Raw genomic sequence first — 26,542 nt, 5'->3', positions numbered from 1 at the left:
AAGTCGCAGCATGACACAGATTTTCCCAACCCCCGCCAAACCGCTGAACATCGGCACCCGTGGATCGCCTTTGGCCTTGGCCCAAGCCTACGAGACCCGCGCCCGTCTGGCAGCGGCCTTTGATCTGCCTTTTGAAGCCTTCGCGATTGTCGTGATCAAGGTCACAGGGGACATTATCCAAGACCGCGCCTTGAAAGACATCGGCGGCAAAGGCCTGTTTACCCGCGAAATCGAAGAGGCGTTGCTCGACGGCTCCATCCACATCGCCGTGCACTCGATGAAAGACATGCCCGTCTTGCAGCCGCAGGGCCTGATTCTGAACACCTACCTGCCGCGCGAAGATGTGCGCGACGCATTCGTATCCCTGACCCACAACCGGATCAGCGACCTTGATCAAGGCGTTACTGTCGGCACCTCGTCGTTGCGTCGCCGCGCCCAACTCCTCGCGCGCCGCCCCGATCTGAACGTGGTCGAATTTCGCGGCAACGTGCAGACCCGCCTGCAAAAACTTAGCGATGGCGTGGCCCAAGCCACCTTCCTCGCGATGGCTGGCCTCAACCGTTTGGGCCGCGACGACGTGAAACGCACCGCCATCGACGTCGAAGACATGCTGCCCGCCATCGCCCAAGGTGCCATCGGCATCGAACGGCGTTTGGACGACACGCGCATCGCCGACATGCTCGCCGCGATCCACGACACCCCGACAGGACAACGCCTAGCGGCAGAGCGCGCTTTCCTCAAAGCCCTCGACGGCTCCTGCGAAACCCCCATCGGCGGCTTGGCTGACCTTGACGGCTCCACCCTGCGCCTGCGCGGCGAGATCCTGCGCCCCGACGGATCAGAGGTGCACACCGACGACGCGACCGCCCCCATCGAGGACGGGTCCGAGCTAGGCCGCGAAATGGCATTGAGAATGCTGGAAATCGCAGGGCCAAACTTCTTGCACGGCTAACTGAAAGCGCGCGGGGCAGGGGCCGTTTAGAGCCGAAGTGATAGCCGAACCATCACAAATTGCGCGAAACCTGCACCCCGCCACAACACACTCCGTAAGCCTTCGCAGCAGGGCTTATCCACGCCAGTGCGCCGGGCCTCAAACGCCTGCACCGGCGCGCAGGCAATACCGCCCACTGCTGAAGCATTTGCAGACGTCACAGTGACAACTTCGATCGCAACGGCCGCCTTCCGCACAACCGGTCCCATCGCGATCTGCAAAAACCCAAGCATCGCGCCTCGCACAATAGCGGACCAATGCGGAGCAAAAGAGGAAAGGTGGTGGCGTGAGGGAGACTTGAACTCCCGACCTATCGATTATGAGTCGATCGCTCTAACCAACTGAGCTACCGCGCCAACGTGTGACCGATTACGTCGTGAGGGCGGGGGTGTCAAACCGTTTCTTGGTTTCTTGCGTCGATTTAACGCGATAAACTCGAACTTAATAAAAAGAAGGAACGTGACCGGGCAAAAAACACCGAAATACCGGACGGATGACGGCGTTGTTTTTACCTCCTTGCCCATTTTTATGGCGATGGCTCTGTTCACTTTGCGTTTCAGGGAATCGATTAACCTGCTGCGGAAGGTGGATTAAAACCACACCCTACCCACCAGACAAGCCGTCGCTCACACAAAACGTCCAAGACGTCGTCTGCGCATAGCTCTGGCCTGCGCGGAGCTTAATGGACGGAAACCCGCGATGATTGGGCGCGTCAGGCCAACCCTGCGCCTCCAGTGCAAGCGCCTGAAAGCCGCTGCTCTGTCCATCATAGACCTGCAATCCCGCTTCCGTTGTTGCCAAGATCATCTGCACGCCACTTGCGCCCGTCAACCACGCCACATCTCGCAATGTCTGTGCGCCGCCCGCCAAACAATAATTGTGATCAAACGCATGGGTCGCCGACGCAATCACAGGCCCTTCCTGTAAATCAAGCGTACCTTCAACGTTAACAATCTCGCCAGTTGGCACCCCGTCATCATCGGTCGGCAAATAACACCGCGCATCAACGCGCAAATGATGCCCCGTCCAATCGGTACTGCCGTCCAAATTCCAATAACCGTGCTGCGTAAAGTTCATCACCGTATCGCCGTCCGTCGTGCCGCCAATCTCTAGCGTCAAACGCGCTGGCGCACTGACACTATATGTCGCAGTAATCTCTCGATGCCCCGGCAACCCACACATCCCATCAGGCAACGTCAGCGCCAGCGTCACACTGGCACTATCGCGCGCCAAAACACGCCACACCTGTGCGTGGGTCGCATCCTTGCCAGAGTGCAAATGGACACGTCCGTCCTGATTGCGTTCCAGCTCATGCATCATGCCGCCCACATTGATACGCGCATTGCCAATTCGATTGGCAATCGGGCCAATAATCCCGCCGTGATATCGCCAATCGCCTGCATAAGCGGCCAAATTATCCGCGCCGCGCGTCAGGTTATACTCAACACCCTTCAGGCGCACCTCATGCAACGTCGCCCCAAACGTCAGTATACCAACGCTCAAATCCCCAGCCAAAATGGTGATTTTCTCAACGTCTTTACCGTCAGAAGTCGTATCAAAATGCATCACAACACCTCCCAATGCACACCCGTTGCAGGCACAACCACATCACCCAAGCGCTGGACCTTGGGCGCATAATCGAACTCAAACCGGTGCGTCTCCGTATTTCTGATCCGCAAGCTGTCGGGCAATGCGAATGTTTCGATCCTCATGGTATCACACAGCCCGCGCATAATCTCGTCAAAGGTGTCATTATCAGGCGAGCCTGCCATATATTGGTTATGATCCTCACCCATAATCGCAGGCTGCCCATGCTTGGTCGAAAAATGCACCGTCGCATTTGTTATAACCGGTTTTGATGTGAAAAGTCTTAACGTCAGCCCGCGCAGAATCGCAATCGATGGCAATTGTGACGTGAGCTACCCTATCAAACGACGATAAGCCGCCGTTAGCCCCGCCAATGTAATCGCGTCACCCTTGACCTGCATCGCATGCACCGACAACGACGCAAGCGCGCGCACATAGAGTGCCGCCAATCCACCCGCGCCAATCACGGCAACCTGCTGGCCCAACCAATACGGCTTTGCCCCGGCCAGTTCCGCCCCGATCAAAAGCCCCGACAGACGCGCGCGCGCCGTAGCATTCGACATGCCGTTCAACAGCCCCTCGGCACGCAATGAAAACAGCCGCGCCGCCAACCTCTCAGGCCGCGCCATCGCATCGGCAACTCCTGCGTCAAACGCGACGTCATCCCAACCATCACCACTCACCGCATCGCAGAGCACCGTATGCGCGCCAAGGGCCGCAAACATCTCGCCGGTCATATAGGTCTGAAAGCTAACGATCTCATCGGCGCTTACATGCACCCACTTCGTATGCGTTGCGGGCAGGCAAATCACGCCGTCCCACCGCTTGTTTTGCGCCAAAAAACCGGCAATCCGGGTTTCTTCACCGCGCATCACGTCCGCAGGATCCGCCTGTTTTACACCGGCAATAATATGCACATCCAGATCACCTGCATCGGGCTGGGTAAATCCCTCAGACGTTGCGGCACAAGGCACAGTGGCAAAAGGCGCTTCGACCCAGCCTTGCCTTGCTCCCACCATACCACAGGCAATAATCGGCACGCCCGCATGATCCCACGAAGCAATCACCTCGCGCAAAGCAGGCTCGAACTGTTCAGGCTTTAGCCCGTCTGTCCCCTTGTCCGAACGCCCATCCGCAAGCACAGTCCCACCCGCCGACATCGCCCAAGCACGCATATTGTTCGTGCCCCAATCGACCGCAATCCAATCCGGTTTTTGCATCATCATCTACCCTAGCATCGCCAGGCCGCCATCAACGGCAGTCATCTGACCTGTTATCATCGCAGCAAGTACCCGACGCTAGCAGCAGTGTGCCACCAGCCGCGTCCTCGGGCGTCATAAACGACTTGAGCGCCTGTTTGTCCAGACGCGCAACCGAGGCCTCGGGCGAGGCCCATTCACGTTCCTGCCGCGCGCACTTACCTTTTTGACGGTGACATCGAAAACCGTATCCGCGGATAAGGTTTAAGTGGAAAAAACTGCCGGCAAATCATCGTTTCCCGTAGTATAGCCCCACCACGTGCTCGGCCTGCGCAAAAAATAACCAGCGTAGCGCCAATATGCCAAGAACATGACTGACGACCGCCAGCAGTCCCATCCAGTGATTGAACGACAACAATAAAAACACCACAGGCACTATAAATCCCAGCCCCAAGGCAATCATCCGCACCTGCATCGCATGCTTGCGCCCAACTTCGTGAATGAATTCTTTCATCAGGTAGTTCGTGCCGGTGTGCGGCGGCTCAAAGGCGCGGACCTTGCCGATATGCCCCAAGCCTGTCGCACTCGCCATCGTGGTCCCCGACGCCATAAACCGTCCGTCACCGTGAAACCACGCAAATGCCTGCAACGCGCCCGCCGTGATCAACAGTGGCACGGCAATCTTAACATTACCTGACAGTAACGCACCGCCCGCCAGCGACAGGTTCAAAAACAGCGCAATTGTGGTCCAATGGTTCCAGCGCGGGACGGTTTTCATTTGCGCATAAATCATCGAGGTGGTGAACACCGTCACAAGCGCGCCCGCGGCACCAAGCCATCCCAATACCTTGATCTCGGTGCTGAAAAATACCAATCCTGCGCCGTAAACCGCCATAATCACCAAGGTGAAAACCGCACAAATTCCCTCGCGCGACAACCAGCTTGTTTTCCACTGGCTAAACGCCTTCATCGCACGCTCTGGCCGCCCAAGGTGAAACATTGACGCCAACAATCCGCCCACAGCCAGCACATAGGCGATGACGAAAAATACAAATCCGATCAATCCCGTGGCGGCAGGCATCCCGATCCCCATCCAGAACAACAGGCCAAAGCCCAAGCCTGAAAATGTCGTGAACGCGATAACTGAGGGTGCTGGATGCATTATTTCGCGCCTCCGGGTAGGGCCGACAGCGCCTTGTCCAGCCAATGCACAAACCCTTTGCCGTCACTGGCAACGGGGGCCAGATAGGGCGCCAAAATATCATATTCAGGCTCCACATCTTTGGGGCGTGGTGGCAAGTATTTGTTGACGGGTTTCGTGCCTTGCTCTGGCATCAAGTCAAACCCGCCACGTTCCGCGACCAGTATCGACACATCACTTTCGGGGTCCGCCAAATCGCCAAAGTGGCGCGCATTGGACGGGCAGGTGCGCACGCAGGCAGGCTGGCGGTCTTCTTCGGGCAAGTTCTCGTTATAAATCCGGTCTACGCAAAGGGTGCATTTTTTCATCACCCCTTCCTTGGCATCCAACTCGCGCGCGCCATACGGACAGGCCCATGCGCACAAACCACAGCCAATGCAGTCCTGCTCATTCACCAGAACAATCCCGTCTTCCTCGCGTTTATAACTCGCCCCTGTCGGGCACACCGTCACGCAAGGCGCGTCTTCACAATGCAGGCAGGACTTGGGGAAATGGATCAGTTGCGCCGCCCCTTCTTCGGGCTGAACCTCGTAACTATGCACACGGTTCAAAAACGTGCCCGACGCGGCACCAGAATAGGCATTTTGATCCGACAACGGCGCGCCGTAATTTTCGGTATTCCAGCCCTTGCAAGAAATCACGCAAGCATGGCAGCCGACGCAGGTATCAAGGTCGATCACAAGGCCAAGTTTCTTTTTGGTGCTTGTTGGAAGTTGGGTCATACGCGCGCCTCCCGTGAAATTTCAGATGGAAAACCAAGGGTGATCGACGTCTCGGTGCCTTTGTCCCAGGTCACAATCATCCAGATGAACGATCCGAATGTCAGCACAACAAACACAAGGATCATCAACAAAATCTGCGTCTTGCTCATTTGCCGACCTTCCATGCGATATCTTTTGGCCCTGTGCCGACCGGCGATTTGATCGCTGGCAGAATAGGTTGCGCCTCGTTCGGGGTGCCCGATTTTTCGATTTTCACACGCAGGTCAAACCACGCCGCTTGCCCCGTGATCGGGTCGGAATTGGCCCAGCGTAGCCCATCCCCTTTTGGCGGCAATAACTCGTGGATCAGGTGGTTTAACAAGAACCCTTTTGTTGCCTCCGAGGCATCGGTCTCTAGCGCCCACGCGCCCTTGCGTTTGCCAATTGCGTTCCACGTCCAGACCGTATGCGGGTTCAGCGAGGCCTGATGTGCGACAGGCACAGTGATCGAGCCATGCGCAGAGCTGACCCGCGCCCACTCGCCGTCTTTGAAATTATTGGCTTCCCAAATCTTTGTCGGGACATAAAGCGGATTGTGCCCGTGGATTTGGCGCAGCCATGCGTTTTGCGAGCCCCACGCATGATACATCGCCATCGGGCGCTGCGTCAGCGCATGGATCGGGTATTCTTCGGGGTCGACATGACCGTCCTCAAACGGCGGATACCAGATTGGCAGCGGGTCCATCGTGACCTTGATTTGCCCGCGCAGATGGTCGGGTGGTTGGCGTGTGCCAATGCCTTCGGCGGCTGCCTGAAACTTGCGCAGTGGTTCGACGTAAAGCTGGAAAATGTAGGGTTGCACCACATCGTAGAAACCCATTTTCACGGCCCAGTTTTGGTAATCCATCGAGAAAGGTTTGTAGTACGCGCAGTTTTCCGGAACGTGTTCCTGCCAGAAGCCGCCATTTTTGATGTAGTTGTCGATCTGCCCCGCATTGGCATCACCGCGCCCGCCTTGCAGACCTTTTTCACCCGTGCGGAAGCCGGCCAGAGGTCCAATCCCTGGGCGGCGAATATGGTTGGTGATATAGTCGGCGTAGTCTTTGTATTTCTGGCTACCGTCGTCGTTCACAAAACCGGGCAGGTTAAGGCGCGCCCCCAATTCGCACAGCACCGACTGGAACCCGCGCACATCGCGGTCGGGTTCCACGACAGGCCAGCGGATTGCATCGGCCACACCGTCAGCTTCGCAGATCGGGCGGTCCAGCAGCGAGATGCAGTCGTGCCGTTCGAGATAGGTGGTGTCAGGCAGCACCAGATCGGCGTAGGCCACCATTTCAGAGCTATAGGCGTCCGAGTAAATGATGTTCGGGATCACATAAGACCCGTCCTCGTTCTGGTCAGTCAGCATCGCCATAACGCCGCCGGTGTTCATCGACGAGTTCCACGCCATATTCGCCATATACATGAACAGCGTGTCGATTTTATACGGGTCGCCCGCGTGGGCGTTCGAGATCACCATATGCATCAAACCATGCGCCGACATCGGGTTTTCCCATGTGAAGGCTTTGTCGATGCGGGTTGCGGACCCGTCTGGCTGCAGCAGCAGGTCTTCGGGGCCTTGCACATAACCGAGGTGCGGTCCGTCGAGTGCCGCGCCTGCCGTGACCTTGCCATGTGGCTTAGGGTGGGCTGTCGCAGGTTTGGGGTAGGGCGGTTTGAACCGCATTCCGCCGGGTGTTTCGACACTGCCGAGGATGATTTGTAGCACATGCAACGCACGGCAGGTCTGGAAGCCGTTGGAATGCGCCGAAATCCCGCGCATCGCGTGGAATGACACGGGACGGCCAATCATTTTGGTATGTTTCACGCCACGGAAATCGGTCCACTCGCGGTCCAGCTCAATCGCTTCGTCAAAGGCTACGCGGGCCAGATCGGCGGCAATCGCGCGGATGCGTTTGGCGGGGATGCCGCAGCTTTCCGCGATGGCTTCGGGGGCGTAGGCATCCGACAAATAACGGTCGGCCATCAGGTGAAATACAGGGCGGTGCGTGATGCCTTTGGCGCGGTGGGTAGCGGCGAGATCGGGCTCAACCCCTTCGCCGTTCCACGGGGCCAACTTTCCTGTGCGGCGGTCAATCACTTGCGGTTGGCCGTTTTCATCGCGCAGGAACAACCCGAATTGGTCGGATTTTTCATCTTCGTTGATCAGTACCGAGGCATTGGTGAAACGCCCCAGATAGTCGAGGTCGATCTTGCCCGCTTTCATCAAGCAGTGGATCAGCGCGAGGATAAACTGCCCGTCTGTGCCCGGCGTGATGCCGACCCAATCATCGGCCACCGCGTTATAGCCTGTGCGGATCGGGTTCACGCCGATCATGCGCGCGCCGCGTTCCTTGATCTTGCCGATGCCCATTTTTATCGGGTTGCTGTCGTGGTCTTCAGCGACACCAAACAGCATGAATAGTTTGGTATGGTCCCAATCGGGTTGGCCGAATTCCCAGAATGCGCCGCCCATCGTATAGATGCCCGCCGCCGCCATGTTGACCGAACAGAACCCGCCGTGGGCTGCGTAGTTGGGCGTGCCAAAGCCCTGCGCCCAGAAGGATGTGAACGACTGCGACTGGTCGCGGCCTGTGAAAAACGCCAGTTTTTCAGGCGCGTTTGCGCGGATTGGCGCGAGGGTTTCGGTCGCGATTGTCAGCGCCTCTTCCCATGTGATTTCCTCGAATTCGCCAGACCCTCGCGGCCCGACACGCTTTAACGGCGCGCGCAGTCGTGCCGGCGAATTGTGCTGCATGATGCCCGCAGATCCCTTGGCACACAGCACACCTTTGTTCACAGGGTGGTCCTTGTTACCCTCGATATAGGCGACTTTTCCGTCCTTCATATGCACGTCGATGCCGCACCGGCAGGCGCACATGTAGCAGGTAGTTTTACGCACCTCGTCGCTGACAGCGGGCGAAAGGTCCAAATGGGGTTGCGTGTGCGACATGGTAGGAGCCTTTCGAGTCAAGAGGTTGCGCGTAGCAAGCCTAGCGCATCGCGGGCGATTTGTCTTTCCTCATCGGCGGCAATGACATGTACGGGGATATCGCCGAAACACGACAGATGGTCCATGATGGTACGGCGGATTTGCGGCGCGTTTTCGCCGATGCCTCCGGTGAAAGCGACCGCATCGATACCGCCCATTGCAACGATTGCGGATCCTGCGTGGCGCGCCGCCCAATAGCAGAAATGATCGACAGCAAATTTGGCCGCTGTGTCATTGCGGGCCAGTAGTGCGCGCATGTCGTTGTCGCCTGCAAGCGCTGTCAGGCCGCTTTGTGTGTTGAGCAGATCGTCTGCGCCAGCGATGTCCGCTTCGCTGGCAATGCGCAGGACTGCTGCAGCGTCGATATCGCCTGACCGCGTCCCCATCGTCAGGCCTGATACCGGCGAGTATCCCATCGATGTGGCGACCGATTTGCCGTCTTTGATTGCGCAAAGGCTGGCCCCGTTGCCAAGGTGGAAAGCAAGCAAGCGGGGCGGCAGGTCGCTGTCGAATGACCCCACGATATGTGCATAACTGGAGCCATGGAAGCCGTAGCGGCGTAGTCCCACGTCGTGCAACTGCTGCGGGATCGCGTAGCGGGTGGCGACAGGCGGATTGGACGCGTGGAAGGATGTGTCAAAACTCGCAAATTGCGGCAGGTTTGGCGCCAATGTGCCAAGCGCGTGGATCGCTGACAGGTTCGCAGGGTTGTGCAGGGGCGCGAGCGGGATGCAGTCGGTGATTATATCGATCACCTCTGGCGTCAACCTTGCGGCCGTGGTCATGTGCGCGCCACCGTGCACCACGCGGTGGCCGCAAGCGGTCAAGCCAGAAAGCGGATAGCCCGCAAGATCCAGTTCTGACAACACCAGTGCGACGGCGGCCGCGTGGTCGGGAATGGCGACGTCGCGACCTGTGTCGCCCAGCGTGAACCTGCCGTCGCTGCCGATTTCGGTGATGCTGCCCGCCGTCAGTTTCTCGAGGTCGCGATTGTAAAGTGCGACTTTCAGCGAAGACGAGCCAGCATTCACAACAAGGATCATTTAGGCAGTCCGCAGGTGATATTCGCGATTGCAATCGACGCGATACGCGCCGCAATCGGGTCGGCGCGCGAGGTCAGCAGGATCGGCACTTTTGCGCCTGACACGATGCCCGCAGCGCAGCCGCCCGACAGGTAGACAAAGGCTTTGAACAGCGCGTTGCCAGAGATCACATCGGGAACGATGATTGCGTCGGCAAAGCCTGCAACGGGGTCGTTGGTCATGCCTTTGGTTGCGGCGGATGCAGAGGACAGTATCAGGTCGAGCGCGAGGGGGCCTGAGACGTCCGCATCGGGCATATGGGTTTTGGCCCAGTCGGCGAGTTCGCGGGCTTCCATGGACGAGGGAAACGCTTCGGTCGGGGTTTCGGTGCCTGACAGGATTGCGATTTTTGGCCGATTGGTGCCAAGGATCTGCAACAGGTCCGCAACCCGCCGCATGGCGATTTTACGCACGTTGATATTGGGCCGGATGTTCACCGCAGCATCCGAAATCAGGATCGGTTTCCCGCCTTCTGCCGGGCTGATGTGGAAGATGTGGATCAGCCGTTCCTCGGTGCGCAGCCCCGCATCCCGCGCCAGCGCGCCCGCAAGGAAGTGGTGGGTTTTAATATCGCCCTTCATCAGCACATCCGCATCGCCTGCGCCGCAAAGCGTGGCAGCGATCAGGCCCGCATCTTCTTCGGTCATGGCCGTGTGCAGCGGATAGGCCGAGATATCCCAGTTCAGGGCTGCGGCCTCTTTGCGGATCAGGTCGGGCTTGCCGACAAAAACGGGGGTCATCAGATCAAGCGCTGTTGCTTCTTTCGCGGCTTGCATCGGAAGCGGTCCGCCTGCACAGGCAATAGCCACCCGCGGGCCGCCAAAATGGTGTGCCATATCAAGCAGGTTTTGTGGTACAATGGCGGTTTTGGACGATACGAAAGGGGATGTCATCGGGACCTCATAGAAATGCGTGGATCAGTCCCGCAAGTGAAAGTGTCAGCAGCAACATGACTGCAAACCGGCGGAATGTCTTGGGTGTTGCCGATAAAAATTGTCTGCTGCCAAGCTGGACGCCGAGCGCGAGGATCGGCAGGGCAAAGGCTGCGCCGATCGCTGTGTCCCATGTCACCATGCCGCCCGCCCACATCAAAGGGAGGGTCATCAGATCAAGCCCCGTCAGGTAGACGATCATGGTGGCGCGGAACACATTTGCGGGGATGGATTGAGCTGTCATAAACGCCGCGACAGGCAATCCGCCGACCCCTGCCGCGTTGCACAGTCCCGAGATGACGCCGATGCCCAGATGCCCTTTGGTGCGCAGGGCAGAGTGCAACGACCAGCCTGAAAGCAGGATCAGCGCCATGATAAAGATGATCGCAGAGATGCTGAAGCGCGCGGTGTCTTCGCCGACCCGCAGCATGACCCAGACCGAGAACGGCAGCGCAAGTGCCGCCCCTGCGAGGAGCGTCAGGACACGCCGCCAGTCGATGTGCGGGCGGATGTTGCGGGCTTGCAGGGCGGTCATTGCGATTTCGCAGGTGAAAACCACGGGGATTAGCGGGATGGGGTTGGTCAGGAGCGAGGCGAAGGCGATGAAAATAGCCGAGAAGCCGAAGCCTGAATAGCCGCGCACAAAAGCCGCCCCAAGCAATGCGATGCTGAGAGCGGCGAGTGTGATGGGGGCAAGGTCGAGCAGCAAGGACTAGACAGATTGCCGGCGCATGTCGGCTTTTGAAATTCCCGCGACTTTCACCGGTTTTTTCATGGCGTCGCGGCGGAAGGGATCACCGAGTTCTTGGTTGATCATCGCCTCAATCAGGGTGGTGATGCCGTTTTCCATTTGGTCTTTGATCGCTTGCGAGAGGGCGGCTGTCAGCTCGGCTTGGGTGCGCGCGACCACACCTTTCAGCCCGCAAGCCTTGGCTATCCCTGCATAAGAGACCTGCTCGTCGAGCTCTGTGCCAACGAAGTTATCGTCGAACCAGAGGGTCGAGTTGCGCTTTTCTGCGCCCCATTGGTAGTTGCGGAACACGACTTGGGTAATCGCGGGCCATTCGCTGCGCCCGATGGCGGTCAGCTCATTGACCGAGATGCCAAATGCGCCGTCGCCAGCAAAGCCCACAACAGGTACATCTGGCTGGCCGATTTTTGCGCCAACGATGGAGGGAAGGCCGTAACCGCAAGGACCAAACAGGCCCGGCGCGAGATATTTGCGACTGTCGTTAAACGACGGATAGGCATTGCCGATGGCGCAGTTGTTGCCGATGTCCGAGCTAATGATTGCGTCGGCGGGCAGGGCGGATTGGATCGCGCGCCATGCCATGCGGGGCGACATCCAGTCGGGCTTGTCGGCGCGGGCGCGCACGTTCCAGTCGGTGCCCGGATCATCCTGTTCGTCGGTCATGGAGGTCAGTTCTTGCGCCCATGCGGATTTGGTTTGCGCGATGGTCGCCTTACGCGCCTCGCGGCCTGCATCGCCTGCAGTGTCTGAGAGTTTAGCGTGGATAGATGTGGCGACTTTGGCGGCGTCACCGACAATGCCAACGGTGACTTTTTTCGTCAGGCCAATACGGTCGGGGTTCAGGTCAACTTGGATGATTTTTGCATCCGTTGGCCAGTAATCAATGCCGTAGCCCGGAAGGGTCGAGAACGGGTTGAGGCGGGTGCCGAGGCACAGCACGACGTCGGCTTTTGCGATCAATTCCATGCCTGCTTTTGAGCCGTTGTAACCTAGCGGCCCTGCGTAAAGCGGGTGATTTCCCGGGAAGGCGTCGTTGTGCTGGTAGCCGACGCAAACAGGGGCGCCGAGCGTTTCGGCGAGGATGCGCGAGGCTTCAATGCCGCCTTTTGACAGGATCGCGCCAGCGCCGTTCAGGATAACTGGGAATTTGGCGGACGACAAAAGGGACGCTGCTTCGGTCACCGCGACCTCGCCGCCCTGTGGCAATTCAAAGTCCACGATTGTTGGCAGCTCGATGTCGATCACTTGGGTCCAGAAATCGCGCGGCACGTTGATCTGTGCGGGGGCCGAGGCGCGTTTGGCTTGCATGATCACGCGGTTCAGCGTTTCGGCAATACGGGTCGGGTCGCGGACTTCTTCTTGATACGCGACGCAGTCTTTGAACAGGTTCATCTGCTCCATTTCCTGAAAACCGCCTTGGCCGATGGTCTTATTCGCCGCTTGTGGCGTGACCAGCAAGACTGGCGTGTGGTTCCAGTAGGCGGTTTTCACGGCGGTGACGAAGTTGGTGATGCCTGGCCCGTTTTGCGCGATCATCATCGACATTTTGCCCGTCGCCCGCGTGAACCCGTCGGCCATCATGCCGCCATTGGTTTCATGTGCGCAGTCCCAGAACGTGATGCCAGCATCGGGGAAAATGTCGGAGATCGGCATCATCGCAGAGCCGATGATCCCAAAAGCGTTATCGATTCCATGCATTTGCAAGGTTTTGACGAAAGCTTCTTCGGTGGTCATTTTCATGGGGGTGCGGTCCTTTGAACGGTGAAGCGGCGGCAGAAATGCCTTGGCTTGTTGCTGGCAACATTATGGGCGCGCGTAGTTCTGCGTTAGGGCCAGTTGTATGCGTAGATTATAGCCAGTCAAGCGGCGTCGCGGATGGCTTGTGCGATTAGGGCGATGCCCGCAGGAATGCGTTCGGCGGGGATCGAGGAATAGGCGAGGCGGAAAAATTCGGTGGGTGGGGTTTGTGCGGCAAAGAATGGAGCCCCCGGTTCGATCAGCACGCCAGAGGCGCGCAATGTGAGGGCAAGTGCTGTGGTGTCGATGCCAGTCGGGGCGCGCAACCAGACAGAAGATCCACCATAGGTATCTTGGGGGGCGGCGTTCAGACCTTCGGCTTTGAGGGCGGCGTCCAGCACGTTGCGCCGGTGGTGGTAGGCGCGGGCAGTGCGCCGCATTTGGGCGTCAAAGTGGCCGAGCGAAAGGTAGTAGCTGACGGTGCGCTGGATATGTCCTGGGGGGTGGCGCAGAACCGAAGCGCGCAGTGCGCGTGCTTCACGGATGAAGGGTTCAGGACCGACAAGATAGCCCAAACGCAGGCCCGGAAACAGGGACTTCGAGAACGAGCCGACGTAGATAACCCGCCCTGTTTTATCCAAGGACTTGAGCGAGGGGGAGGGCGGATTGAGAAACGACATTTCACATTCATAGTCGTCTTCAACCACGAGGAAATCGTCGGCTTCGGCTTTGGCAAGCAGGGCTTTGCGTCGCGAAAGGGGCATGGTGGCGGCAGTGGGGCAATGGTGGCTTGGGGTGGTGAAAACCACGTCGGTATCGTGTGGGATTGCATCAGGGGGAATACCGCCCGCGTCGATGGCAAGCGAGGTGAGGTGGCAGCGCGATTGGTCGAGGATTTGGCGCATGGCGGGATAGCAGGGGTCCTCAACGACAGCGCGGCGGCGGGCGTTAAGCAGGACCTGCGTCGTGAGCCAGAGCGCGTTTTGCGCGCCCATCGTGACAAGGATTTCTTCTGGTTTGGCGAGAATGCCGCGCCGCGGCAGGGTTTGGCGTGCGATGAAGTCGATCAGTTGTGGGTCGTCTTTGTCGAAATAGTCGGCGGTGAGGGCGGAAAAGTCGCGTTTGCCCAAGGCTTTGAGCGCGCAGAGCCGCCAGTTGGCGGTATCAAACAGGCTGACGTCGGCTTGACCGTAGATGAACGGGTAGCGGTAGTTCGCCCAGTCGGCGGGTTTGTCCATGCCAAGGGCGGGCGCGTAGGGGTGTGCGATGGCGCGGGTCCAGTCCACGGTGCTGGGGTCGGCTTGCAGGGGCGAAAAGGCGGGCGGTTCAGGGGCGTTGTCCGAGACAAAATAGCCGGAGCGGCCGCGAGAGGTCAGATAATCGTCGGCCACCAGTTCGGTATAGGCGAGGGTGACGGTGATCCGGCTGACGCCGAGATGCAGCGCCATTTTGCGCGATGACGGCAGCCGTTCGCCAGCCCGAAAGCGACCCGAGAGGATGCCTTGCGCAACCATCTGCTGGATGCGGGCTTGCAGGGTACCCTCAGTCGTGGGGGCTAGAAAGAAAGTCTCAACGGATATGGGCATTGACTGGCCTTATTTGTGGGCCAGATTGGACTTATCAAAAGCGGGGTGCAAGGGGGTGGTGTGAGGTCTTTCAAAAACGGTCCAGACTGTGTGGAAACGCACTTTCTGCTCGCACTGATTACACCCTCAGAGATACCTATGAGATTTTGGCACCGTTTCAGCAATTGGGCCTCCATCCACTGGCAAAACGGCGTTTTTGCGGATTTATGGAACTGTTTCAGCCGGAATTAGCCGGCCAAAGCCCCATTAGGCGCTGATGGCGCTCATGAGGCCGGCCACGCCGACGAGGGTCAAGGCGCGGCGGATATTGTAGGCCAGCGCTGTCAGACTGAACTCACCTCTGACATTCTCAATGCGGCGCGTGAGGAAGTTCCTGTGGCCCATCCACTGCTTGATCGAGCCAAAGGGATGTTCGACGCTCTCGCGGCGATGATCCATGACCTCAGGCCTTGCAGCTAGCCGTTCCGCCATCCGATCTAGAATGGCCTCGTTTGCGTAGCGCGTAACCTTTCGGGCAGCTGCATTGGTGCATTGCGCCCGTAGATCGCAGCCCTTGCAGGCTTTCGTATTTACATAGGTCATGGCGTCATTGTCGCGGATCTTACGCTTGTACTTTGGCGCAAGTTTGTGGCCACCCAGACAGATCAAAACGTCAGCTTCAGCATCATCGCGGAACTGCTCTTTTGTGAAAAACCCGTTCTTGACGGCAGAGCCGCGCAGCGGCTTGGGAACATAGGGCGTGACGCCAACGGCTTCGCAATCTTCGATGTCTTCAATCTTGTAGTAGCCCCGATCAGCAACGACATCGATATGATCAACGCCCAGATTTTCCCGGGCAGCATTGGCTGTCTCGCTCAATAGCCCCAAGTCGCTGACTTTATTGTGGACTTGTTGCTCCACAATCAGTTTATGCTTGGTATCAACAGCGATCTGGATGTTGTAGCCAACCCCAATGCGGCTTGAGGAATGCATCGCACGCGCATCCGGGTCCGTCAGCGATATCTGATCCTCGCCGCTGGCGTCCAGTTCTACGCGGTGCTGCTCCAGTTGGGCGCGTCGCTCTTTGATGGCTGCGATCTTCTCTTCCAGATTGTCCACTCGCTCCGGGAGCGTCGTGTCGTCTTTGTCCGCCTCATCTAACTGTTTGAGATAGCGGGCCAACCGTTCATCACTCTCAGCCATGGCTTTGGCCAGTTTGCCCTTGGTAAAGTTGCGCTGGCCGCTGTTTACCGCCTTCAGCCGTGTACCATCGACGGCAATCAGCTCACGGCCAAACAAATTAAGGCTACGGCACAGGACCACAAACTCACGGAAGACTTTCCGGAAAGACGTTTTGTTCTCGCGCCGGAAGTCAGCAATGGTCTTAAAATCAGGCCGCAACTGACGCATCAGCCAGATAACTTCCAGATTGCGGTGCGTCTCTGCCTCCAGACGACGGCTTGAGCGCACCCGGTTCAGATAGCCGTAAATGTAAAGCTTCAGCAAATCGCTTGGATCATACCCCGGCCTGCCGGTGGCTTTGGGCCGCGCCCGCTCAAAGCCTGCCGCCGCAAGATCTAGGCTTTCGACAAAGGCCTCAATGAACCGGACCACGTTGTCGGAACCAACATAATCATCCACGCAGGCAGGCAACAAAAGCGTCTGTGCGCGGGAACTTCCTTGGATGTGTGTCATGCAAAAATATACCATTTCCTCACCCCACAGGGAATCCTCAATCAGGCAAAATTAGCGATAAACACCTACTTCCATAAAGCGATGAGTTTCCACACAGTCTGGGTCGTTTTAGGTCGGCAGTGTCACTGCAGAGACTAACCCGTTCTGCTAGCTTCTTTATCATGATGCGGCACGCCATTTCTGAAGGACATGGCGCGTATTATGCCACGTCCTTCAGGTATTGATTGACCTATTCGCTGATCGTCAAGCGGCACAGCAACGTGTTGTCTTGCTTCAGGCTTTCACCCCAGACCAGCTCTGCGCTGTCGTCCCATTTAACCTCGTCATAGCCGTCCTTCGGGCCGACGCTGGCTGCGGAATGGACGATTGCGGCGGGCCAATCGCTGTCATCAAAATCGGGCGTGGTCCAGTCGGCAGGTATGTCAGTGGCGACAAAACCGCAGACCCCTTCGCCTGCGACGGGATTCGCTTCTTCTGCGCAAGACGGCTCAACCGGAGCAAAGTGCACAACTAAACATCTCATATCCCCATCGGTCACGGCCAACGTTTCACCCGACACCGCATCCCTGAACTGGGCAATCATACCGCCGTCGCCCATTTGCTGGCGATCTGTGCCAATATATTCCAGACCGGTGTCGTTTTCCTTGAAATCCTTTGCTTTGATCGCGATCACTGCTGGCAGATCGACTGAAAAGGTCGCAGTTTCTTTGTTAAATGACCGCTCTGTCGTAATCGGGACGGAGTCTTCTATGACCATTTCGCCGTTGGCCGACAGAGAGAACCAGTTGTCGACCCAGACATCGGCGGTGATGTCGCGGGTTTCGGCCTGAGCGGCACAGGCTGTCAGGGCCGCCACTGTTGCAAGAATAAAGCGCATATCGTGTCCAATCGTGTAAAAGTTGTTGTGATTTAGTTCAGGAAAGAGATGGCATCGCCTGCAAGGATATGACCCTTCAGCGCAGCCATCACGTCAGTCCAACCGATGCCGATGTCGTCTTGTTCCGGCAGATGAACCAGCGGCGCATCTAGGGCATAAACCCAGATCGTGTATTCATGGGTGCCCGCACCGGCTGGCGAACAGGGCGGCGTATAACCGGTGGCACGCAGGTCCTTGTCGCTGCCCTCTACGCCCAATGAGGTCGGATTGCCGCGCGCCACGCCATCTGCATCGGCCGGAATATTCCAGACCAGCCAATAATGGCTCGGCTCGTTTACGCCCGGATAAGTGCCATTGGGATAATGCTGCATGACGATGGCATAGGCCTGCGTGCCCGCGGGCTCGTTTTCCCATGACAACGGCGGCGACATTCCATCTCCGCCGCTGCGGGTGCAGCGCAGATCATCAGGCAAGGCCGCACCGTCCACCAGCGCGGAACTCGTGACGGTGAACTTTGGCCCCGCTGCGTGGGCGGCGGCCTCTTCACCGGGCTTTGGCGGCGGCGTTTGTTGCGCAACGGCCGGTAATGCGGTTGTGCAGCACAGCAGTGCAAGGGTTAGGGCGGGGAAACGGGTCATTCTCGGCACAGCTCCTGCTCGAACAATTCGCCGTCGTTGGTCACGGTGCGGGTCTCGAAGTTATAGCAATTTTCGGTCTCGGACGGGGCGTATTTGATGTAGTAGTCACCCCCCTGATAACTGTAGGTCATGGTCCGGCTGCCGTCCTCGTCCTGCACGAACACCAGATCATCAACCCCGCCGCGCGGTGGCTGTCCTGCCTCTGGCCCGCGACCGCCGTCTGCTGCACCCAAGGGACGCACCCGCGGCAAGGCGTCGATGTCGGGCACTTCACCCATCAGGCATTGAATGATGTAGGGCGCGCCTTCGGACGTGTGGTAGCGATAGCCAAAGACATCGTCGGACTGCCCGTTACACACATCCAGAACGCCTTCTACGATAACGGTGCCGTCAGGATTGGCATCCGAGTAGATCGGAAAACCGTCAAACGCCCAGCCAATAATTGCATCGGGGCCTTTGTTCGCCATCTGGTCAATCATGCAGGTCGGTGCGGCATGATAATGGTAGTCGTCGCCACGCCCGGAATGGCCGCCGCAGGCATCAAGCTGACCCGTCGCGACGGTGTCCAGATTGGCCTGATAAGTCGCCAGATCGTCTTGCGACATCTCTCCGCCAGCGGTGTAGTCATAGATAGGCACGCCGTTCACTGCGACGCCAAGGGCCGCATCGCGGGTATGCGGCTCTGTCCCGCTGACCGGGGCCAATGTGATGGGCGAGGCGTAATTCACCGCAGGCACTGGCACCTGTTCATTCGTGCCGATGATACCTGTCATCATCTCGTGGTCCGGATAGGTATCGCCTGCGATCAGGGCTTGGTTATCCGTGCAGGTCACCGTGACCACATCGTCAAACCCCGCCTCCGCGACCGATTCCGTCACCGCCTCGCAGTGAAAAGACTCTTCATGGGCTTGGCCTATCGTAGCGTAAAGGCAGGAAACGGCGGCTAAGGCGGGCGGAAGGAACAAATGACGCATGTGGATACCTTTGATGGGATGAATGGCGATATTAATGGTTATACGTTGCGTTTGGATTTTTCCGTCGATTGTGAATGCGCGGCGCCAATCAGAACTGCTTCATCGTCTTTTGAAATGTGTTCACTGTCTTAAACCCTGCGCAGTAAAACAGGCATCTTGCAATGCAACCTAAGGTAGAGCTATGCATACAAGACTACCAAAGCGTAGTTGTAATGTTTTTAATAGATTGGACTGGTTATGAGTGATTTAAATACGGCGCTAGATACGTTCGCTTCCGACGAAGATTGGAAGATGATGGCAGAACATGCTGGTATTCCAGCGCCCGAGTTGAAGGCCAAGGTTATGGGAGCGATTGCAAACCTGACCGGCGATGCGTCAAACGGCTTGACCTCTCAAGAAGGGGCGCCGATTTCCGATTTGGCGCTAACGACTGCCCAGACGAATGATGACTGCATCAGTCAAGATTTCTCAGTGTCGCTCTTCGAAATCGTAGGAATAAAGGGGACGTTAAAGGTCTGCGGTAAAAATGCTTCGAATTGGTCCGCTAAACTGGAGGTTTGCTTGACCGTGGCCGGTGCTTCGGTTTGGTGCACCAGTTACGCCTTCGGCACACATAACCTTAGCGTATGCTTCTCGCCATCCGTGGGCATCGCGAAGGCGAACCTATGCTTTGATATCGAGAGGCACAGCAACAAGATCTGCCTGAATATTTCGGGTAACGCATGTTATTGGAGGTTTGGTTATAAGTGCGCAAACTTTGACGAAGCGATTTTTTGCATTCCTACCTAAAATAGCGATCTTTCGAGCAATAATCCTACAATAAAAACACGAAACTTCCTTCAGAAATATCTAAGGCGCCCTTGTTGGGGGTGATAGGCCCTCGCGGATGCGGGGGCCTTACATTCGTCTACCTAGCAGCCCGTAAGAATAGCATCAAAATAGTCTTTGGCGCGGCTTTCCCGCCTTATGCTCCCTTGGGCAAAGGAAAGGCTTGATCGTAAACCCAGTTATACACAAAGGCATAGATCAGGTAGAAAACGATAAAGGCCACATCCATAACAAACGCTTGCCACAGCCCGATCCCTAAATAGTAAGCAATTAGGGGAAGTGTTGCCAATAACAGGCCGAGCTCAAAAAGAACTGCGTGCAGAACCCGCGAAGCGATTGTCTTATGAACACTGCCCCTCCAGCGTTTCATGGCGCGGTCAAAAAGCAGGTTGTAAAGATAGTTCCAGAGCGTGGCGATAGTCGCCGCAGCAATGGCGATAACGCCAATATCATGCATGTCCATGCCGAAGCCCATTGACCCCAGTGGCACGATAAGCAGAAGCCCAATAATTTCAAAACAGAGTGCGTGACGAATACGGTCGCGAGTGGTTCGCATTTTATTTCCCCAACTGATAGTCGGGTCGTCCCGATAAAATGTCCAATGCGGAGGTCGTCCTCCAAGAGCCACCATACACGATTTCAAACAGCGTTATCAATACCCTCAGGCTATCACCACAATCGCTCTATTCAGGCTTACCGTGAAAACACTTCGGTTTCCCCCGCCAAAAACCTTGGTGGTTTTTGCAAAGGCCCGTGATGTTGCACGGGCCTTTGATAGTTTTAGCCGACCACCTTGGTGATGGCGCGGCTGACGGCGTCGGTGACCTCATCCATGTTATCGGTGGTAGCGATCAGCGGTGGCGCGAACAGAAGGGTGTTGTTGTAGCCGGGCAGAGATCGGTTGGTTGCGCCGATGATGATCCCTTGGGCCATGCAGTCGCCGGTGATCTGCTGCACCATTTTCTCGGGCATCGGTTCTTTGGTTTTGCGGTCCATGACCAGTTCGGCGCCTGCGAACAGGCCCACGCCGCGCACGTCACCGATACAGGCGTGTTTTTCCATCAGGCCGTGCAGGTTGTTTTTCAGGTGCGCGCCGACGCGAGTGGAGTTGCCCAAGAGGTCTTCTTCGATCAGGATTTTCATGTTCTCGATAGAGGCGGCGGGACCGCCTGTGCAACCGCCGAACGTCGAGATGTCGCGGAAGTAGTTCATATGGCTGCTGTCGTCGGTGAACTGGTCGAATACGGCGTTTGTGGTGACGCAGCACGAAATCGCGGCGTAGCCGGATGCCACACCTTTGGCCATTGTCACGATGTCGGGTTTGATGCCGAATTGCTGGTAGCCGAACCATGTGCCGGTGCGGCCCAATCCGCAGACCACTTCGTCAATGTGCAGCAGGATTTCGTATTTTTTGCACAGCGCCTGCACGCCGTCCCAATAACCGATGGGCGGTGTGATTATGCCGCCACCTGCCGTAATCGGCTCCAGGCAGAGCGACCCGATGGTGTCAGCGCCTTCGCGCAGGATCACGTCCTCAATCGCTTTGAGCGATGCGGCTGTATAGGCCTCGCCCGACGAGCCGTCTTGGGCGCGGTATTCCGAGCAATGCGGAATCGCGATGAAGCCCGGCGTGAAGGGACCATATTGCGCGTTGCGTTCCTCTTGGCCGCCCGCAGACAGGCAGGCAATTGTGGTGCCGTGGTAGTCGCGGTCGCGGAACAGGATTTTGGATTTCTTGCCGCCGTGGTGCAGGTGGCTGATCTGGCGCACCATTTTAAAGCCCTTTTCGTTGGCTTCTGATCCTGAGCTTGCATAGTAGACGCGGTCCAACCCCGGCATCTTGTCGATCAGCATTTCGGAAAACGTCGAGGTCGGGATGTTACCCGCCAAGCCGCCGTAAAAACACATTTTGGTCAGTTGTTCGGCCACCGCGTCAGCGATCCGTTTGCGCCCGTAGCCAACGTTGACTGTCCACACGCCGCCAGAAACCGAATCGAGGTATTTCTTGCCGGTAATGTCCCAGATATGCAGCCCTTTGCCTTCGACCATGATGCGCGGATCAACACCGTTTGCATAGGGTTTGTGCTGCGACAGGTGGTGCCAGACGTGTGCGCGGTCGGCCTCGATGATCCCTGCGGGATCGTTGGTCAAAGTGTGAATATCCATCTTGAATGCTCCGCGGTCATAGGGGGTTTGCTGCGTGACCCGAATCCAAAGGTCACGCAGTGTAATCTGACTTCACTTTGAGTATGGAATGCCGCCGACGGATAGGGCCAGATCTAGGGTATGCGTATAGCCAGATATACGTTTCGCCGTTGTTATTGGTTTTGCAGGTAACATTACATTAATTTGTCACCGGAAATTGCAGGCCAATTACAGGGCAGGGGCGTGTCGCGTGCGTGTGAAAAGAAAAGGAATAGCACTTATTTTGAAATTATGCTCATCTAGGATGTGAAAAGGCAGAGACGACTTTGTACGTGAAACGACCTGACGCGGGTCACCAACATTGGAGAGAACAACATGACTTTGAAAACAAGTTTGATGGGGGCCGCTGCGACAGTTGCCATGATGACAGGTGTAACGCAGGCCACGGCGGAAGTCGAAAATCTGACGGTTGCGTATTTTCTAGAGTGGCCGATGCCGTTCCAGTTTGCCAAGGTGCAAGGGACCTACGAAGAGGCGCTGGGCGTGCCGGTCACGTGGGTTTCGTTTGATACCGGCACCGCAATGTCGGCGGCGATGGCATCTGGTGATGTGCAGATTTCGATCAGTCAGGGCATTCCGCCTTTTGTCGTGGCAGCCTCTGCGGGTCAGGACATTCAGGTGATTGATGTGGCCGTGTCTTATGCAGAGAATGACAACTGTGTGGTCGCGGCGGCATTGGAGATCGACAAAGAGTCAGTAAGTGAACTTGAGGGCAAGAAAGTGGCGGTGCCGCTTGGCACGGCCGCGCATTACGGGTTCTTGCGTCAGATGGCTCATTTTGGCGTTGATATATCCACGCTAGAGATTGTGGATATGGCGCCTGCTGACGGTGCGGCGGCGATTGCGCAAGGTCAAGTTGATATGGCCTGTGGTTACGGCGGCGGTTTGAGCCGGATGAAAGAACATGGCAACGTGTTGCTGACCGGCGCCGAAAAAGAAGCGCTGGGCATTCTGGTGTTTGATGCGACAACCGCGCCCGCGAACTTTGTGGCGGAAAACCCGGATCTGGTCGCCAAATTCCTCGCGGTGACTGCAAAAGCAAATGCCGGTTGGAACGACGGGTCGATGACCGCAGAAATGCTGCCCGTGATCGCAAATGATGCGGGCATGGATGAGGATGCCACGGCCGAAACTATGGCGACGTTTGTGTTCCCGTCGGTTGAAGACCAATTGTCGCCTGCGTGGCTGGGCGGCAATGCGGCGCTCTTTATGAAGGGTGTGGCAGAGGTGTTTGTGGAGGCCGGATCAATCCCGTCCTCAAATGACAGCTATGAAAACAGCGTCAATGTTGGTCCGCTGACCGCTGCTGCCGATATGTAATCCGGCATTTGGTTTGGCGTAGGAAAACCCTGCGCCACGCCAAAAATTCTCTAGAAAATTTGGGGGCGCTCGGTGCGGGACGTGGCTAATTTTCTAGAAAATTATTGGGGTACAATATGTCCGGACTACAGATAGACAGGCTTTCCATGCGCTTTGATCTGCCCGATGGCGGCACAGTGCAGGCGTTGAAAGATGTATCAATCGATTTGAAAGCGGGCGAGTTATTATCGGTTCTTGGTCCTTCGGGGTGTGGCAAGACCACGTTGCTGAATATCGTGGCGGGGTTTTTGGCCCCAACCTCTGGTGCGATCACCTTGAATGGCAAACGCGTTTATGGCCCTGGTCCCGAGCGCGGCATGGTCTTTCAGCAAGGTGCGTTGTTTGAATGGATGTCGGTGCGTGAAAACGTCGGCTTTGGTCCCAAAATGAAGGGCATGACAGCAGGCCCCAAGCGCGAGATTGTTGATCACTTACTGGATGTTGTCGGCTTGCAGGACTTCAAGGAAAAGGCGGTTTACGAGTTGTCGGGTGGTATGCAGCAGCGTGTCGCATTGGCCCGTTGTCTGGCGAATGAACCTGACGTGATCTTGATGGACGAACCGCTGGGGGCGCTCGATGCCCTGACCCGCGAAAAGATGCAGGGGCTGGTTTTGAAGCTATGGAAAGAGACTGGCAAGACGATTGTTCTGATCACCCACTCGGTTGAGGAGGCGCTATTGCTGGGCGAGCGCTTGATCGTGATGGCGCCCCGTCCGGGACGTATTCACCGCGAGTACAACCTGCCGTTTGCCGAGATGGGGGTGGGGCAGGACCTGCGTGAAGTGAAGAAGCACCCTGAGTTTGCCACCACCCGCGAGGAGATCCTGTCGATGATTTGGGACATGGAAGAAGAGATCATGGGCGGAGCAAGCGCGTGAGTTTGCTCGCTGATCTGGGCGGGGAACTGGTCGCGGTTGTCACCACGATTTTGGCCGCATTACCGTTTATTGCCGGTTATATTCTGTTGATTTTGGCGACCATGTTTGTGTGGTCGTTCATTAAACGAATGTTGACACCCAAGCATGACTATCGGTCGTTAAAGACGGTGACGTTTGGTGACGAGAGCGCGGTGACGTCCAATACTGTGGCCTCGGTTGTGTCGATTGTGTTGATCTTTGTGTTTTGGGGGGCGTTTACCGGATCAAAACTACTGCCGGAATTCATGCATATGCCCGGTGCATATGTGGGTGAGAGCGGTTTTACCTATACTTCCACGGCTGGTGATCTGTCGGATGATGCGACGGTAACGGTTGTGGTTTATCCGGTAGGCGCGGATGTCGCCAATCCTGTAGTACCGCCGGGTGACGGGTTTGCCAAAGATGATGCGGTCTCGATTGCCAGCTTTCGCAATCAGTTGTTGCGCGTCGATCAGAATGACGAACTGGGCCGTGATGATGGTGCCGAGATTACGGCAGTGAATGGCAAACCGATTTCGGCTGATAACCCGGTGAAGACCGATTTCGGCACAGTGTCGATGTCGCCGAAAGGCACGTTGAACATCATGCCTGACAAAGGAATGCAGATGGAGCCGATCTGGCTGCCAGCACCCGAGGCCGTATGGGCGCGGTTTCGCGAGATTGCCACCGGCGGCTATCGGAATTCGACGTTGATGGAGCATCTCGGATTTTCGCTGTTTCGCGTGATTGTGGGCTTTTTGCTGGGCGCGTTGGTGGGAATTCCGTTGGGTTATGCCATGGGGTTGTCGAACTGGTTTCGCGGTTGGTTCGATCCGATTGTTGAACTTATGCGCCCTGTGCCGCCGCTTGCCTTGATCCCGCTGGTGATTATCTGGGCGGGGATCGGCGAAGTTGGCAAGATCATTCTGCTGTTCCTTGCCGCGTTGTGGATTATGGCGATTGCGGCGCGGTCTGGTGTGTCTGGTGTGCGGATTTCCAAGGTGCATGCCGCGTATAGCTTGGGGGCCAGCAGGTGGCAGATCATGCGCTATGTGATTATTCCCAATTCTCTGCCCGAGATTTTCACCGGTGCGCGGGTGGCGATGGGCGTTTGCTGGGGCACGGTTGTGGCCGCAGAACTAGTGGCCGCCGAGAAGGGGGCTGGCATGATGATCATGGTCGCGTCCAAGTTCCAGTCGACGGATATTGTGCTGATGGGGATTATTCTGATCGGAATTATCGGGTTCAGTATCGATATGCTGATGCGCTGGATCGAGCGGATTTTGGTCCCGTGGAAGGGTAAGGGGTAAATTTCGCCTATCGCATTACCGTGATGGAACCATTTATGACCTGTTGAGTTAATGAGCTAGACCGCACAAAAGCGGTCAATATAAATATAAAGGGATTACAAATGGGCATTGAGAGCATTCTTGTTATTATTCTAATTGGTGCGGTTGCAGGCTGGTTGGCCGGTCTGATCGTCAAGGGCTTTGGCTTTGGCTTGCTAGGCAACATCGTTGTCGGCATCGTCGGTGCATTTGTTGCGGGACTGATTTTCCCTGCGATCGGCCTTGGTTTTGGCGGCGGTATTGTGGGATCAATCATCCACGCCACGCTGGGTGCGGTGATTTTGCTATTCCTGATCAAGCTGGTCAGACGTGCATAAATAAGCCACGCGAGGTTTTTGAAAGGGGTTGGCATCACGCCAGCCCCTTTTGCGTTGCGCATGTAACTTGCTCTGGCTACGACTTTGCTTATGAGTGAATTATCTGATCTGGCCCTGCTGGGCATCGGTGCTTTTGCGCTGCTGGTTATTTATCTGTTGCGGGTGCTTTGGGGCCGCAAAGCGTCGCCGTCCAAGCCCGCGAACACCATCGTTGTGGATGGTTCCAATGTGCTGTTTTGGGGCGGTGATCCGTCGCCCGTCGTGCTGACCCGCGTGGTGGATGATTTGCGCGCCAAAGGGTTCACGCCTTATGTCATCTTTGATGCCAATATCGGATATAAATTGCAGGGGCAGTATATGACTGATGTGCAGATGGCGCGGCTTTTGGCGCTGCCTGTCAAGGCTGTCCATGTCGTGGATAAGGGTGTCGTGGCGGACGAAAGTATTCTGAAGGTTGCGACGTCGCGCGGGTTGCGTGTGGTCAGCAACGACCGGTTTCGTGACTGGAAAGTGCGGTATCCGATTGTGGGTAAAAAAGGCCGTATCGTGCGCGGAACCGTAAAGGGTGGCGGAGTGCAGTGGCAGTCGCTTTAGCGGTCAGTGCTGGTTGTGGCGGCGGTGTGC

25 protein-coding genes and 1 tRNA gene are annotated in these 26,542 nt (G+C 57.0%); 7 read left to right on the top strand and 19 right to left on the bottom strand.

Annotation, left to right across the window (positions count from 1 at the left end):
- Positions 1-10 precede the first annotated feature (10 nt).
- Complete coding sequence (gene hemC, locus ACXLHR_RS10660) at positions 11-952, top strand: hydroxymethylbilane synthase (RefSeq protein ID WP_458791413.1); 942 nt, start codon at positions 11-13, stop codon at positions 950-952.
- Between the two features lie 318 nt (positions 953-1,270).
- Here hemC and ACXLHR_RS10655 read toward each other — a convergent pair.
- From ACXLHR_RS10655 to ACXLHR_RS10575, 17 genes are all read right to left on the bottom strand, one after another.
- Positions 1,271-1,347, bottom strand: a tRNA-Met gene (locus ACXLHR_RS10655).
- 247 nt (positions 1,348-1,594) lie between these two features.
- Positions 1,595-2,557 (bottom strand): aldose epimerase family protein, encoded by a 963-nt coding sequence (locus tag ACXLHR_RS10650; RefSeq protein ID WP_458791412.1) that lies wholly within the window; start codon positions 2,555-2,557, stop codon positions 1,595-1,597.
- A complete protein-coding gene (locus tag ACXLHR_RS10645; protein WP_458791411.1) occupies positions 2,557-2,823 on the bottom strand; it encodes a hypothetical protein in 267 nt (88 codons plus the stop codon). The genes ACXLHR_RS10650 and ACXLHR_RS10645 overlap by 1 nt, the downstream gene beginning before the upstream one ends.
- An 87-nt stretch (positions 2,824-2,910) precedes the next feature.
- Entirely contained in the window at positions 2,911-3,798 is an 888-nt protein-coding gene (locus ACXLHR_RS10640) for a 2-dehydro-3-deoxygalactonokinase (protein ID WP_458791410.1), read from the bottom strand.
- A gap of 268 nt (positions 3,799-4,066) precedes the next feature.
- On the bottom strand, positions 4,067-4,939 hold the full coding sequence (locus tag ACXLHR_RS10635; RefSeq protein ID WP_458791409.1) for a dimethyl sulfoxide reductase anchor subunit family protein: 873 nt from the start codon (positions 4,937-4,939) through the stop codon (positions 4,067-4,069).
- A complete protein-coding gene (locus ACXLHR_RS10630) occupies positions 4,939-5,700 on the bottom strand; it encodes a 4Fe-4S dicluster domain-containing protein (RefSeq protein WP_458791408.1) in 762 nt (253 codons plus the stop codon). The genes ACXLHR_RS10635 and ACXLHR_RS10630 overlap by 1 nt, the downstream gene beginning before the upstream one ends.
- Positions 5,697-5,849 (bottom strand): hypothetical protein, encoded by a 153-nt coding sequence (locus ACXLHR_RS10625; RefSeq protein WP_458791407.1) that lies wholly within the window; start codon positions 5,847-5,849, stop codon positions 5,697-5,699. Before ACXLHR_RS10625 ends, ACXLHR_RS10630 begins: the two co-directional genes overlap by 4 nt.
- Positions 5,846-8,674: a molybdopterin oxidoreductase family protein gene (locus tag ACXLHR_RS10620; protein WP_458791406.1), complete on the bottom strand. Its 2,829-nt coding sequence runs from the start codon at positions 8,672-8,674 to the stop codon at positions 5,846-5,848. Before ACXLHR_RS10620 ends, ACXLHR_RS10625 begins: the two co-directional genes overlap by 4 nt.
- 17 nt (positions 8,675-8,691) lie before the next feature.
- Positions 8,692-9,756 (bottom strand): acetate/propionate family kinase, encoded by a 1,065-nt coding sequence (locus ACXLHR_RS10615; protein ID WP_458791405.1) that lies wholly within the window; start codon positions 9,754-9,756, stop codon positions 8,692-8,694.
- Entirely contained in the window at positions 9,753-10,688 is a 936-nt protein-coding gene (locus tag ACXLHR_RS10610) for a phosphate acyltransferase (RefSeq protein ID WP_458791404.1), read from the bottom strand. Before ACXLHR_RS10610 ends, ACXLHR_RS10615 begins: the two co-directional genes overlap by 4 nt.
- Positions 10,689-10,695: 7 nt before the next feature.
- Positions 10,696-11,436: a sulfite exporter TauE/SafE family protein gene (locus ACXLHR_RS10605; protein ID WP_458791403.1), complete on the bottom strand. Its 741-nt coding sequence runs from the start codon at positions 11,434-11,436 to the stop codon at positions 10,696-10,698.
- Between the two features lie 3 nt (positions 11,437-11,439).
- Positions 11,440-13,218 carry a sulfoacetaldehyde acetyltransferase gene (xsc, locus tag ACXLHR_RS10600; RefSeq protein ID WP_458791402.1) on the bottom strand — a complete coding sequence of 593 codons (1,779 nt, stop codon included), beginning with the start codon at positions 13,216-13,218 and terminating at the stop codon, positions 11,440-11,442.
- A gap of 119 nt (positions 13,219-13,337) precedes the next feature.
- On the bottom strand, positions 13,338-14,801 hold the full coding sequence (gene pdxR, locus ACXLHR_RS10595; RefSeq protein ID WP_458791401.1) for a MocR-like pyridoxine biosynthesis transcription factor PdxR: 1,464 nt from the start codon (positions 14,799-14,801) through the stop codon (positions 13,338-13,340).
- Between the two features lie 246 nt (positions 14,802-15,047).
- The gene (locus ACXLHR_RS10590) at positions 15,048-16,475 is read right to left on the bottom strand and encodes an IS1182 family transposase (protein WP_458791400.1); all 1,428 of its coding nucleotides are present in this window, start codon (positions 16,473-16,475) and stop codon (positions 15,048-15,050) included.
- A gap of 229 nt (positions 16,476-16,704) precedes the next feature.
- The gene (locus ACXLHR_RS10585; RefSeq protein ID WP_458791399.1) at positions 16,705-17,352 is read right to left on the bottom strand and encodes a PEBP family protein; all 648 of its coding nucleotides are present in this window, start codon (positions 17,350-17,352) and stop codon (positions 16,705-16,707) included.
- Positions 17,353-17,384: 32 nt separating this feature from the next.
- On the bottom strand, positions 17,385-17,990 hold the full coding sequence (locus ACXLHR_RS10580; protein ID WP_458791398.1) for a YbhB/YbcL family Raf kinase inhibitor-like protein: 606 nt from the start codon (positions 17,988-17,990) through the stop codon (positions 17,385-17,387).
- Positions 17,987-18,964 carry a YHYH protein gene (locus ACXLHR_RS10575; protein WP_458791397.1) on the bottom strand — a complete coding sequence of 326 codons (978 nt, stop codon included), beginning with the start codon at positions 18,962-18,964 and terminating at the stop codon, positions 17,987-17,989. The genes ACXLHR_RS10580 and ACXLHR_RS10575 overlap by 4 nt, the downstream gene beginning before the upstream one ends.
- 237 nt (positions 18,965-19,201) lie before the next feature.
- Here ACXLHR_RS10575 and ACXLHR_RS10570 point away from each other — a divergent pair, with 237 nt between their 5' ends.
- Entirely contained in the window at positions 19,202-19,753 is a 552-nt protein-coding gene (locus ACXLHR_RS10570; protein WP_458791396.1) for a hypothetical protein, read from the top strand.
- Between the two features lie 175 nt (positions 19,754-19,928).
- Here ACXLHR_RS10570 and ACXLHR_RS10565 read toward each other — a convergent pair whose 3' ends face one another.
- Together ACXLHR_RS10565 and ACXLHR_RS10560 are read right to left on the bottom strand one after the other, a co-directional pair.
- Positions 19,929-20,348 (bottom strand): PACE efflux transporter, encoded by a 420-nt coding sequence (locus ACXLHR_RS10565; protein WP_458792526.1) that lies wholly within the window; start codon positions 20,346-20,348, stop codon positions 19,929-19,931.
- 224 nt (positions 20,349-20,572) lie between these two features.
- On the bottom strand, positions 20,573-21,958 hold the full coding sequence (locus ACXLHR_RS10560) for an aminotransferase family protein (protein WP_458791395.1): 1,386 nt from the start codon (positions 21,956-21,958) through the stop codon (positions 20,573-20,575).
- A 354-nt stretch (positions 21,959-22,312) separates the two neighbouring features.
- Between ACXLHR_RS10560 and ACXLHR_RS10555 the strand changes: the two genes are divergently transcribed.
- From ACXLHR_RS10555 to ACXLHR_RS10535, 5 genes are all read left to right on the top strand, one after another.
- A complete protein-coding gene (locus tag ACXLHR_RS10555) occupies positions 22,313-23,317 on the top strand; it encodes a taurine ABC transporter substrate-binding protein (protein WP_458791394.1) in 1,005 nt (334 codons plus the stop codon).
- A gap of 116 nt (positions 23,318-23,433) precedes the next feature.
- Positions 23,434-24,234: a taurine ABC transporter ATP-binding protein gene (locus ACXLHR_RS10550; RefSeq protein WP_458791393.1), complete on the top strand. Its 801-nt coding sequence runs from the start codon at positions 23,434-23,436 to the stop codon at positions 24,232-24,234.
- A 101-nt stretch (positions 24,235-24,335) separates the two neighbouring features.
- Positions 24,336-25,562: an ABC transporter permease gene (locus tag ACXLHR_RS10545; RefSeq protein ID WP_458792525.1), complete on the top strand. Its 1,227-nt coding sequence runs from the start codon at positions 24,336-24,338 to the stop codon at positions 25,560-25,562.
- Positions 25,563-25,663: 101 nt separating this feature from the next.
- On the top strand, positions 25,664-25,918 hold the full coding sequence (locus ACXLHR_RS10540) for a GlsB/YeaQ/YmgE family stress response membrane protein (protein WP_458791392.1): 255 nt from the start codon (positions 25,664-25,666) through the stop codon (positions 25,916-25,918).
- 90 nt (positions 25,919-26,008) lie between these two features.
- On the top strand, positions 26,009-26,512 hold the full coding sequence (locus ACXLHR_RS10535; RefSeq protein WP_458791391.1) for an NYN domain-containing protein: 504 nt from the start codon (positions 26,009-26,011) through the stop codon (positions 26,510-26,512).
- The last annotated feature ends 30 nt before the right edge of the window (positions 26,513-26,542 follow it).

The organism is Yoonia sp. MH D7 (assembly GCF_054439475.1).
Note: the sequence above shows the minus strand (reverse complement) of the source record. Positions and strands in the feature narration are given on the sequence as shown.